At 39.1% G+C, this 11,079-nt stretch carries 11 protein-coding genes, 1 tRNA gene and 2 rRNA genes; 4 read left to right on the top strand and 10 right to left on the bottom strand.

Going from position 1 to position 11,079, the window contains the following annotated elements:
- Nucleotides 1-93: 93 nt before the first annotated feature.
- Together ACSLUH_RS03650 and ACSLUH_RS03645 are read left to right on the top strand one after the other, a co-directional pair.
- Nucleotides 94-1,461: a sigma-54-dependent transcriptional regulator gene (locus ACSLUH_RS03650; RefSeq protein ID WP_448564706.1), complete on the top strand. Its 1,368-nt coding sequence runs from the start codon at nucleotides 94-96 to the stop codon at nucleotides 1,459-1,461.
- 2 nt (nucleotides 1,462-1,463) lie between these two features.
- Nucleotides 1,464-2,735, top strand: a complete 1,272-nt coding sequence (locus tag ACSLUH_RS03645) for a sensor histidine kinase (RefSeq protein ID WP_448564704.1) — start codon at nucleotides 1,464-1,466, stop codon at nucleotides 2,733-2,735.
- 5 nt (nucleotides 2,736-2,740) lie between these two features.
- Here ACSLUH_RS03645 and ACSLUH_RS03640 read toward each other — a convergent pair whose 3' ends face one another.
- The 3 genes from ACSLUH_RS03640 to ACSLUH_RS03630 all read right to left on the bottom strand — a co-directional run bounded on the left by ACSLUH_RS03640 (nucleotide 2,741) and on the right by ACSLUH_RS03630 (nucleotide 4,948).
- Nucleotides 2,741-3,877 carry an alpha/beta hydrolase-fold protein gene (locus ACSLUH_RS03640; RefSeq protein ID WP_448564702.1) on the bottom strand — a complete coding sequence of 379 codons (1,137 nt, stop codon included), beginning with the start codon at nucleotides 3,875-3,877 and terminating at the stop codon, nucleotides 2,741-2,743.
- Between the two features lie 196 nt (nucleotides 3,878-4,073).
- On the bottom strand, nucleotides 4,074-4,460 hold the full coding sequence (locus ACSLUH_RS03635) for a DUF2750 domain-containing protein (RefSeq protein WP_448564700.1): 387 nt from the start codon (nucleotides 4,458-4,460) through the stop codon (nucleotides 4,074-4,076).
- 11 nt (nucleotides 4,461-4,471) lie between these two features.
- Complete coding sequence (locus ACSLUH_RS03630; RefSeq protein WP_448564698.1) at nucleotides 4,472-4,948, bottom strand: acyl-CoA thioesterase; 477 nt, start codon at nucleotides 4,946-4,948, stop codon at nucleotides 4,472-4,474.
- 88 nt (nucleotides 4,949-5,036) lie between these two features.
- On the opposite strand from ACSLUH_RS03630, the gene ACSLUH_RS03625 reads away from it, so the two are divergent.
- A complete protein-coding gene (locus tag ACSLUH_RS03625; RefSeq protein ID WP_448564696.1) occupies nucleotides 5,037-5,489 on the top strand; it encodes a YaiI/YqxD family protein in 453 nt (150 codons plus the stop codon).
- Nucleotides 5,490-5,564: 75 nt separating this feature from the next.
- Here ACSLUH_RS03625 and ACSLUH_RS03620 read toward each other — a convergent pair whose 3' ends face one another.
- The 4 genes from ACSLUH_RS03620 to ACSLUH_RS03605 all read right to left on the bottom strand — a co-directional run bounded on the left by ACSLUH_RS03620 (nucleotide 5,565) and on the right by ACSLUH_RS03605 (nucleotide 8,694).
- Nucleotides 5,565-5,852 carry a hypothetical protein gene (locus tag ACSLUH_RS03620; RefSeq protein WP_448564694.1) on the bottom strand — a complete coding sequence of 96 codons (288 nt, stop codon included), beginning with the start codon at nucleotides 5,850-5,852 and terminating at the stop codon, nucleotides 5,565-5,567.
- A 66-nt stretch (nucleotides 5,853-5,918) separates the two neighbouring features.
- Nucleotides 5,919-6,329 (bottom strand): nuclear transport factor 2 family protein, encoded by a 411-nt coding sequence (locus tag ACSLUH_RS03615; RefSeq protein WP_448564692.1) that lies wholly within the window; start codon nucleotides 6,327-6,329, stop codon nucleotides 5,919-5,921.
- Between the two features lie 234 nt (nucleotides 6,330-6,563).
- The gene (locus tag ACSLUH_RS03610) at nucleotides 6,564-7,922 is read right to left on the bottom strand and encodes a DEAD/DEAH box helicase (protein WP_448564690.1); all 1,359 of its coding nucleotides are present in this window, start codon (nucleotides 7,920-7,922) and stop codon (nucleotides 6,564-6,566) included.
- A 94-nt stretch (nucleotides 7,923-8,016) separates the two neighbouring features.
- Nucleotides 8,017-8,694 (bottom strand): response regulator transcription factor, encoded by a 678-nt coding sequence (locus ACSLUH_RS03605; RefSeq protein ID WP_448564688.1) that lies wholly within the window; start codon nucleotides 8,692-8,694, stop codon nucleotides 8,017-8,019.
- Between the two features lie 179 nt (nucleotides 8,695-8,873).
- Between ACSLUH_RS03605 and ACSLUH_RS03600 the strand changes: the two genes are divergently transcribed.
- A complete protein-coding gene (locus ACSLUH_RS03600) occupies nucleotides 8,874-10,523 on the top strand; it encodes a tetratricopeptide repeat protein (protein ID WP_448564686.1) in 1,650 nt (549 codons plus the stop codon).
- Between the two features lie 16 nt (nucleotides 10,524-10,539).
- Here the strand turns inward: ACSLUH_RS03600 and ACSLUH_RS03595 are convergent.
- The 3 genes from ACSLUH_RS03595 to ACSLUH_RS03585 all read right to left on the bottom strand — a co-directional run.
- Nucleotides 10,540-10,624: transfer RNA gene (locus ACSLUH_RS03595), tRNA-Tyr, on the bottom strand.
- 51 nt (nucleotides 10,625-10,675) lie between these two features.
- Nucleotides 10,676-10,790, bottom strand: a 5S ribosomal RNA gene (rrf, locus tag ACSLUH_RS03590).
- A gap of 175 nt (nucleotides 10,791-10,965) precedes the next feature.
- Nucleotides 10,966-11,079 (bottom strand): 23S ribosomal RNA (locus ACSLUH_RS03585); the annotation flags it as partial.

Raw genomic sequence — 11,079 nt, 5'->3', positions numbered from 1 at the left:
TGCAACTATAGCCAATGTAATCATTTAATACCAAGTGAGTTAATGGTTAAATCACTTGGTATTCAGTCACTTTTTGTATTTGGAGATTATTAATTGAGTAATACAAAACATCAAGCAACCATACTAATTGCTGATGATGATGAAGATATTCGCTTAGCGCTTTCACTACTTTTAGGTAAACATGGTTATCATACCCTTGAAGCTTCTGATGCCAAAGAAACCTTGATCTACGCTCAACGCCATCAGCCACATCTCATCTTACTGGACATGAACTTTGATCGTGATACCACCAGTGGACAAGAAGGTTTAGCGATATTACAACAGTTACAAGATAGCCAAATCCCAGTGATATTAATGACAGCATGGGCAAGCGTCGACCTTGCCGTGGAAGGTTTAAAGCAAGGTGCTTGCGATTTTATTGAAAAACCATGGCACAATGAAAGTTTGATTAATCGCATCCAACAGCACATAAATTATCAACAAATCCGCAAAGAGCACTCTGGCTACCAACAGTTATTGAGTCATCAAGAATCGCCACTGGAGTGGATAGCAACGTCAGCGAAAATGCAAAATATAGAACAACTGATCATGCAAGTTGCTCCAACTGATGCCAACATTTTGGTGCTTGGTGAAAATGGTACCGGTAAATCTTTGCTTGCCCAACGTATTCATCGACTCTCAAAACGACAAGACAAACCTTTTATTTCACTAAACATGGCAACCATTCCTGAAAACTTATTTGAAAGTGAGTTGTTTGGTCACCAAAAAGGCGCTTTTACCGATGCGAAACAAAATAGAACCGGTCGATTTCAATTAGCACAACAAGGCACCTTATTTCTTGATGAAATAGGTTCACTGCCGTTTACATTACAGCCCAAGTTATTACGAGTTTTAGAAACCGGTGAGTATGAAGTTTTAGGCACCAGCAACACGCAAGTGGCCGATACCCGTATCATTAGTGCAACCAATGCCAATCTAAATAAAATGGTACAAGACGGTGACTTTAGACAAGATTTACTCTATCGATTAAACACACTGGTTATTGAGATGCCGGCATTAAGAGACCGATTAGAAGATATTCCATTGCTGGCTGAGCATTTTATTAATAAGCACTGTAAAAAATATAGCAAATCAGCGTTAACGTTAAGCAAAGCCGCTATTAACAAATTGCTGCAACACACGTGGCCAGGTAACGTTAGAGAACTCAGTCATGTGATAGAGCGCTCTGTGTTAATGTCGACAACCACACAGTTGCTACCTGAGCACCTACTTATTGAGCACGGTAGCCATCATGAACAAGGCATTCTAGTGCAACCTTTAGAGAAAGCTGAACGCCAATTAATCGAAAAAGCACTACAACAAAGCCAAGGCTCAGTAACTCAAGCCGCCGCGCTGCTCGATATTTCCAGAAACGCGCTTTATCGCCGCCTAGATAAATTTAACATTCATTACGAGTCATAATAATGCGTGATGAAAGAAAAATAATAGTATTGCTCTCCATCAATGTCATTGTCATTTTAACATTACTGGGACTGTTATCTTGGTCAATAAGCTCAAGCTGGTTAATTGTATCAACCCTATTATTTTTAAGCTCATATCCTCTGATTTGGTTGGCATGGAAAGGCTATAATTTTTGGCAACAAACGATCCGTCAGTTAACTAGTTATACCCAAATGCTTAAAGAAGGCGACGTCAACATTCGTTTTAAGCCCAATCATCAAAACAGTTTAGTTGGAGAGCTATTAAATGAAATAACCGCATTAGCCAAAAAGAAAAATACGGAAATAGAACAACCTATCTCTGAAGTTCTTCATCAAATTATCCATGCGTGGGTTGTTCCCGTTGCTGTTTTTGACCAAAGCGATTCGCTTGTTTACCGCAATAAAGCGATGCATGAGCAACTGAAACAACCAATGATTATCGGTAGCGACATTCATACACTCGGTTTTAGTGAAACTGAGCACGAAATCACTCACCCTAGTTTTAACGACGACTGGCAATGTCAGTTGGTCAAATTAAATTGGCAACAGAGCCAGTATCGGTTTGTTGCAGCCATCAACAATAGTCACCTTATCAATAAAAAACAAAGCCTTACACGTAGAAATCTGATTCGAGTATTAAGTCACGAATTGCGTAACTCCTTAACTCCGATGGCTTCGATGACAGAAACCTTATTGTCTTGTCAGACCTTAGACACTGAACAAACCCGACAAGTATTAACCCGGATTAACCAGCGTAGCAAACGACTACTTGATTTTATTCAGCAATATCAACAGTTGGCACAGCTCCCCAAACCACATCCTGATTGGTTCGTTTTCAAAGAAATTGTTGACGATGCGACATCTATAGTTAAAGAAGAGGCGGTTTCAATACAATGCTTAGGTGAAAAGCATGCTTATGGTGATGAGACTCAAATCGCTCAAGTGTTGATCAACCTAATAAAAAATGCTGATGAAGCCAACATAGATGTCGAAACAAAAATTAGGATAATTTTATCAATTGATAATGATCAACAAACGATAGAATTTATTGACAACGGGCCAGGCTTTGCAAATTTAGATAATGCATTAACGCCTTTTTATACCACTAAAAGTCACGGCTCTGGCATAGGTTTAAGTTTATGTGCCGAAATCGTTCAAAATCACTTAGGCTCATTTACGATTAATAATCTTGAACAAGGCGGCGCTAAAATCATCATGACCTGGCCAATTAATTCGCGCCGAAGTTCAAGCTAAATCTCTTATTGAGAGGCTGCTAGTTGATGTAGTTTAGCGCTTAATGCTTTTGCTCTAGCACTATCTATTTTTTCTGCTAAAGTGATGCCCTTAGACAAAACCCGCTTTGCTTGTTTTGTCTCACCTGAATTAACATAGGCATCGGCTAAAAATTCATGCAAATTAATCGAATGTGGATAGAGGGTTAAACCATATTCAAATGTCTTTACTGATGCTTTAGGATCTGAAAACAAGGTTACTAAGCCAGTCTGTTCAATAACTTCAACAGGAATATAGTCTCGAGCGCCAATAGCATTTTTATGTGCTTGAAAATAATGCTTCACAGCCTTTAAGCCTGAAAAAATAACCTGCTCTGGAATACGATACCCTTGATATAGCGCTCTTAATCCATCAATACTCCCCATTAATGGAATAGTGCCGTGTGTTTCATTAGGCATCGCTTGATACTTTGTTGTAAGTAGCTCATCTTGATTGGTTGCTAAGACAGATAAAATTGGTTCGATATAGCGGTATTCTTGGGGTGCATTTGGGTCAAGAAAACTGTGATTAATATAAAGAAAGGTAGGCTTTTTACGTGCCTTGTCTAACCCAGTTTTCAATGCATTTACTACATAATGATTGTCCCAATCTAATGACCCATCATTAACCAAAAACGCATTAAATGCTGAATCACCTTGTAAGAAGGCATACATCGTATATAAGCCAGCAGCTGAATGCCCCCAAAGTACTTTGATTTCGGACAAGCGATATTCTTGATTTAGTTTAGGTAGAAGTTCCCGTTCGATAAACTGATAAAATTGTGGTCCTCCACCATCGCCAACCCAATGAACAGAGTCTGTCGGTGTATAATGCTTTAACCTATCAACGACGTTCAGCGAAACAATAACATGGGCAGGAATATCGCCTACATCAGCTAAAAATGTGGCGTTTTTACCAACTAGCTCACCATAATTTTGGCCATCTAAAATGAGCAACAATGGATAATTATGATTATTGGCAGTGTAATCATCAGGTAATATCACTTGGTATTCAAAAGACGCCTTAGCAAATGTCGACGTCAGTGTCTTTGCATACGCACGGGTATTAACTGATAAGCCAACTACGCATATAACTAAGGTAATAAAACGAATAATACGCATCATAACTCTCTTGTAAATGTTATTGATTAACTATGGAGAGAAACATAGCAAAGCTTATACCAACGGGAGAACCTTAAAGTAAACTTATAATTATCAATAAGATAGACAATAAAGAGTCCAAACACGATCTGTGTTAAAACCCGTTAAACTTAGTCCATTTTCGAAATCGAACAGAACGTCTTCGTCAACAAGAGGTGGCTTATTGCTTTAAACTTATTGGGGTTAACTTTTTAGCGATGTACTCTGGATCATAAATCTTGCCCGTGAGGGAGTCGTTAGGAAAGACTATTACTGATATATCATCACCGACTAAGCCACTCGTCCAGCGATGCAACCACTCTTTCAATTTAATCGCGTGGGGTTGACAAGCTTGCCATTCTTCATTTGCCCATAGTTGCGCTAATTCTTTGTTGGGCCAAACCGGAATACAGTCGCCTTCATCACTATTTAGCATGACACTGCCATGCTCATCGACCAAGATCCACAACTGATTGCATTTGATTACTTCGGTAAAAAAATACTCGGTTCTTTTTTCTTCTGACAAATTCGCTAGTTCTTCTACTTCTTTTTCCGTGAGCTCGATCAAAATACCACCTATTAACTTGCAAACACTTGCATTTCTTCACTTATTTGCTTTCTCATCGCCATGAGTTTTACAGCACTGTCGTGTTGTTTTTTATCTTCTGCACTCTCGGGTATCCATTCAGGAATAGATACCTTATGACCCGTCTCATCAACCGCCACCATTATGACAATACAATGCGTTGTTTTGCGACGATTTAATGACTTAGGATCACATGCATTCACTTCTAATGCGATATGCATTGAAGAGTTCCCTGTATAAATTACCTTAGCTTCAACTTCAACCAAGCTGCCTACATGAATGGGGGCAACAAACTTTATTCCCCCTGCGTAAGCAGTTACACAATAACGTCCGCTCCATCCTGCCGCACAAGCATAGGCAGCTAAGTCAATCCATTTCATTACCGCGCCACCATGCACCTTACCGCCAAAATTAACATCTTGAGGCTCTGCTAAAAAACGTAACGTAATATCTCTTTGTGGTTTACTCATGACTTCGACTCTTATCAAAACGGAGTTCACTTTATATTAAGAGTACATTACCATTAGTTGCAAATTAGTCGAGTAATTGTTTTACATTATGAAAATATGGGTAGATGCCGATGCTTGTCCGGTCGCAATTAAAGAAATTATATTCCGTGCAGCCGAACGCACTGCCACTGAAACAACGTTAATTGCTAATCACCCAATGCGTATACCGCCTTCAAAAGTGATTAAGTTTGTTCAAGTGAGTGCTGGTTTCGACATTGCCGATAATGAAATTGTTAAACGGTGTAATGCCAATGATCTTGTCATCACGAGCGATATACCTTTGGCAGCAGAGGTAGTCGCTATAAATGCTACCGCTTTAAATCCTAGAGGTGAACTGTATACCGAAAGCAATATTAAACAGCGGCTGAATATACGTGACTTTATGGATACCTTGCGCTCTAGTGGTATAGAAACTGGCGGCGTTGCACCGCTTAGTCAAAGCGACAAACAAGCTTTTGCCAATAATCTCGATAAATGGTTAGTGAATAGTAAACGAAGATAACCAAAAAAAGCGCTCTGCACAGAACAATGTATGACGCCCTTTTTCTGCCTAGCATCTGTAGGCGAATTTACATGGTTATCGTTTAAATCGACCTATCAACAAGGTAATTATTGCCGCTAGCACCAGCCAAATAGCGACGACCACGATATAGGCTGTTATCGTTAGTGGCATTGCGCCAAACTCTGCAATTTTAAAGTGCGTTGTGCCCATTAAACTTGCTATCCCCGTATATAAAACGGGAATATTTACCCATAAAAGCATAGGAAGAAAAAGAAGGGATACTTGGGTAATCGCCAATATCGGTGGTAAATTGAATAATAGCGAAAGTAGCAAAAACCTTTTTATCGAGAAGTTAGTCAACATTGAGATTAATGACCGAGCTTGATCTGATTAAAATAACTACTATTTCATTATCGATAAAGTCAATGGTCACGTTGACTTATTGCTTGCAGAAACGCTGACAAGCTTCCAACTACCTGATGCCTTCGACCACACTTGTGTACCACCTCCTGCACCTTTAACCTTGTCACCAGATGCCAGGACGACGCTTTGCTCATATTCATTCACCAATATCACCGTATTGCTATCAATCACCGATATCTGAACGTTAGTGAAGGTTAATGACTCTATTTTATCGACCATGGCAAAACTTGGCTCGATTAACGCTTTTAGATCATCAATTGAATTCCAATTAATGCCATTAGCGCTTAAGCCAACGAATTTTTCTTGGTCAAAGTAGTCAAAATAGCGTTGCATATCTAAAGCGCTGGAGGCTTCGACTAAACCATTGAACGCATGCATGACTTCTTTTTCTATTTGTTGCGTTGTGTTTTTTGACAATTGATTATCCTTAGAGCAACTGCTAATGAGTGATATTACAAAAACTACGCAGGCCAATTTAGTCACTAATTTAATGACAATCTCCTTATCAATGTTAATTTGTCATTTTGTTTTCGAGATAACAATACCCATCGACTACTATAGCGATGCAAGTTATCAGATAGCTGAAAATGTACAATAACTAATTTTAGCCTCGCCCTCTGCCAATAGTAATTATTTCAACGATGCTTGCGGCTATCTGTTTTTACGAGGTTTAGCCGAAGTATTAACTTGGTTATTACTAGGTGCCTTTTTGCCTTTCACAACATGCTGCTTGTTTTTACTGGTTGGTTTATGGCCTCTACTTACTTCACCAGAACGTTGCCCATTTTTATGCTCAGTGTTTTCAGGCTTTGTTTTTTTTGGCTTTTTCGGTTTCTTTTTCTTTAAAGGTCGAATTTCTCTTGAGGGCGGGAGCTCATTAACAGGTTGAAATCCAGGTTCAATTCGTCGAGGAATATGTTGTTGAATAACGTACTCAATATCTTCTAATAACTTATGCTCATCCGCACAAACTAAGGAAACCGCAAAGCCATCGGCTCCTGCTCGTCCCGTTCTTCCAATGCGATGAACATAATCCTCAGAAACATTGGGCAATTCAAAGTTAACTACTTGCGGTAACTGGTCAATATCGAGCCCTCGAGCCGCTATATCAGTTGCCACCAGCACTTTTATTTTACCTTCTTTGAATTCAGCTAGGGCTTTAGTGCGCGCACCCTGGCTTTTGTTACCGTGAATAGCTGCTGCTTGAATACCTTGAGCGTCGAGCTCTCTAGTCAGCCTATTAGCTCCATGTTTAGTCTTGGTAAAGACCAGTACTTGTTGCCAGTTATTTTCTAAAATCAAAAAACTCAATAGCGTTGATTTTTTCTTTTTATCAACTGGGATCACCGATTGCTTAATCGTTCGAGCAGCAGAGTTTTCTTGGCTCACCGATATTTCAATTGGTTGATAGACAAAATCTCTTGCTAATGCTCTTATATCCGGTGAAAAAGTCGCAGAAAATAAAAGATTTTGACGCTGCTTGGGCAGTAAGGCGATAATTTTTTTAATATCTCTGATAAAGCCCATATCCAACATACGATCAGCTTCATCGAGAACCAGTACTTCCAACTGATCAAATTTAATCGCGTTCTGATGATAAAGATCTAATAATCTACCGGGTGTAGCGACCAAAATATCGCTACCAGAGCGCAACTTCATCATTTGCGGATTAATTTTTACGCCACCAAAAACGACATTTGATCGTATTTTCAAACCACTGGCGTAAGTTTCTACATTATCAGCAATTTGTGCTGCTAGCTCTCTTGTTGGTGTTAAAATTAACGTTCTGGTTCGGTTAGCACCGGCTGGTTTACCTTTCGATAGCATTTCTAAGATAGGTAACGTAAAGCCTGCTGTTTTACCAGTACCGGTTTGCGCGGCAGCCATAACATCTCGACCGGAGAGGATGGCAGGAATTGCTTTTTCCTGTATTGGTGAAGGCCTTAGATAACCTTTATCGGTAATCGCCTTAACAATGAGGGATGACAAACCTAATTGGGAAAAAGCCATATAATGATATTCTTCTGATACTGTTACGATGGGCGGTGAAGCATACAGTATAGTACGGTTTGAAACAATGAACTTTAGTTAGGCATCTCAAGGGCTATTCGAAATGAAAGCTATAACCTTTAGAGCGTATTGATTGAATAATACTAGGGTCAAGCCCTACTTTTTTAACTTTATTTCGAATCCTTGCAATTTTAATATCAATAGAGCGGTCGACACCGTCGTAGTCAGAACCTTTTAGTACTTTTAATATCATTTGCCGAGAAACGACATTGCCATGCTGTAGGGCTATAAAATAAAAAAGTTCGTATTCTTCTTGCGTTAAACCAATTGCTTGTCCTTGATAAATACAATCGAATTTAGTGGGAACAAATTGTAAATCACCAAAGCTTAACTCTTGAGAGTTACTGCGCTCTTTTGGACGATAACCTAATCGCTTGATGCGCTCATGAAGTACTTTAAAAGGCGCACTTTTAGGCACAAAATCATCCGCTCCCAAACCAAAGCAAGCTACTTCCGCTTCAGGATTCTCATGACCCGTGAGAAAAACGATCCCCCCTTGAAAGAATTGTCTTAGTTCTCGGCAAATGTCATAACCATTCTTATCTGGCAATCCAATATCTAGTAAAATGACATCAGGATTGACTGAAATAACTTTACGAAGCGCTGCGGACCCATTGAACACTTGTGTCACTTCAAATCCCTCATTTTCTAACTGAGCTTTTATCGTTAACGAAACAACACTGTCATCTTCAATCAAAAGAATTTTTTGCATATATACAGCCGCTAATGTTTTTACTCGGATAATGACATAGTAAACCTGATCACAATATAATCAAAGCCATTGCTTTGGATAGTATGAAAATAGCTCGCGCTTTGTTTATTTCGTACTAACATCATAATAATAGTGGTAAAGTGCTATCTAGGCAAAGAGTTAAACGACCAAGGGATTAAATGGTGACACTCGATTATGAACACAAAAAGTTTTTAGTCATTGATAGCATTAAGCAATCACGTGACGTACTAAAGATATTCAGTTATAGCTTGGGTGTAAAGCATGTCGATACCAATCATCATCCCGCTGATATCCTTCAACTATGTGAAAATAATCGTTATGACGTCATTTTACTGGGTTACGATCTTGGGGATAATAGAAAAAATGGTCAGCAACTATTAGAAGAGCTTCGTGCGAAACAATTAATATCACGCCAATGTATTGTTGTAATGATCACCGCAGAGATATCACAAGCCATGGTATTGGCTGCATTAGAACATAAACCAGATGAATATTTAGTTAAACCTTATACATTAAAAGATTTGAGTGTAAGGCTATCGCGTTGTTTTGATAAGAAAGTTGCTATGCATGAAATTTATTGTGCATTAGATGAAGGTAATCATCATAAAGTCATTCATCTGTGTGATCGCGCAATTAAAGCAAATACCGCTTATAAGCACGAATGTCTTGGCATAAAGTCACGACAATATTTCCAATTAAAAGAATATGATAAGGCAAAACGTATTTATCAAACGTACTTTGGATCAACCAATTGTCAATGGGCTGCCTTAGGTTTAGGTAAAATTGCCTTGATAGAGAATAAATTTGAGGAAGCTGAGAAACTATTTCAAGCGGTAATTGACGATAATCCACTTTATTTATCTGCTTATGACTGGTTAGCAAGAACCTATAAAGCAAATCATCAAGAAGAAAAAGCTGAACAAATACTTGAACAAGCTTTGCTCGTTTCTCCTCGATCAGTTAAGCGTCTTAAAGACTATGCGCAGCTATGTCTCGATACAAACCAATTGGCAAAGGCAACGAAAGCATTCTCAAAAACTAATGAACTCTCGCACCACTCTGTTCATAAAGACTCATATAACTCAATACAGTTTGTCGAAGCATTATTAAAATACAGTAAGGATCTAAATGAGCCACAAAAGCGTCGATTAAATTTAAAAGCGTTTGACGTCATGGCAGAAATGAATCGCGTTTATCATCAACCAGAGCTAAGGGTTATAACCAACTTATTGTCAACTAGATTACATAGGTTAGTTAATGATACAGCGCTAGCACGCTCAAGTTTAAGTGATGCTGAGAGGTTACTGAATAAAATCGACGACAACATATCGATTGAAGGCTCCTTTACCATCGCTCGTTCTCTGATAGCACTACATAAAATAGAAACAGCCAAACAATTATTAAAGCAACTTTCTGAGCAGAACCCTGACAATATTGAAGTATTATCGAGAATAGCGGAGCTATTTGAACAACCTGTTAGTGAAGCGGATAAAGCTGCCGCGCAAAGTGCTTTAGCATTAGGCACGAGCTTATACAATGCAGGTCACTATGTACTTGCTATTGATAAGTTAAACCAAGCGCTTGTTTACTTTCCAAATCATATTGGCATTAAGCTCAACTTATTGCAGGTACTATTAGTCTCTTTTGAGCACGATCAGAAAAGAATAGAGGATTTAAGACAAGCAAAAGTACTTATCGATGGTTTTAAAAACCTTTCACAAGAAAGTGAATCGTACCTACGGTATTTAAAATTAAAGAGTAAATATGAAAGCTTGTTGGCTTTTCACACACACGGTTTAGAAGATTAATTTAAGAAGAAAAGGATGGTGGAGGGAGGTGGATTCGAACCACCGAAGGCTGAGCCGTCAGATTTACAGTCTGATCCCTTTGGCCACTCGGGAACCCCTCCACAGGGGCGAAAAAACCCGACACAATTGTATCGGGTGGTTTCTAAATAGGAGTCTAGCGATGACCTACTCTCACATGGGAACTCCCACACTACCATCGGCGCGACTGCGTTTCACTTCTGAGTTCGGAATGGGATCAGGTGGTACCACAGTGCTATTGTCGCTAGACAAAAACGTTTACTTAACTTGAAACTTCAAGGTAAGTAATAATTCGGAAAGCGATATATCTAATTCAATTCATTAAGTACGCGACGTGCAAGGATGCACTAGTGTCGAACATAACCACGGATGGTGGGTTCGACCAATTTGTCAGACAACACTTATAAAACCACTTGGGTGTTGTATGGTTAAGCCTCACGGGCAATTAGTATCAGTTAGCTCAATGCCTCACAGCACTTCCACACCTGACCTATCAACGTTGTAGTCTCCAACGACCCTTTAGGGAGCTTAAAGCTCC

The sequence above is a fragment of the Thalassotalea ganghwensis genome (assembly GCF_053485795.1).
This window is presented reverse-complemented; position numbering and strand designations above follow the sequence as displayed.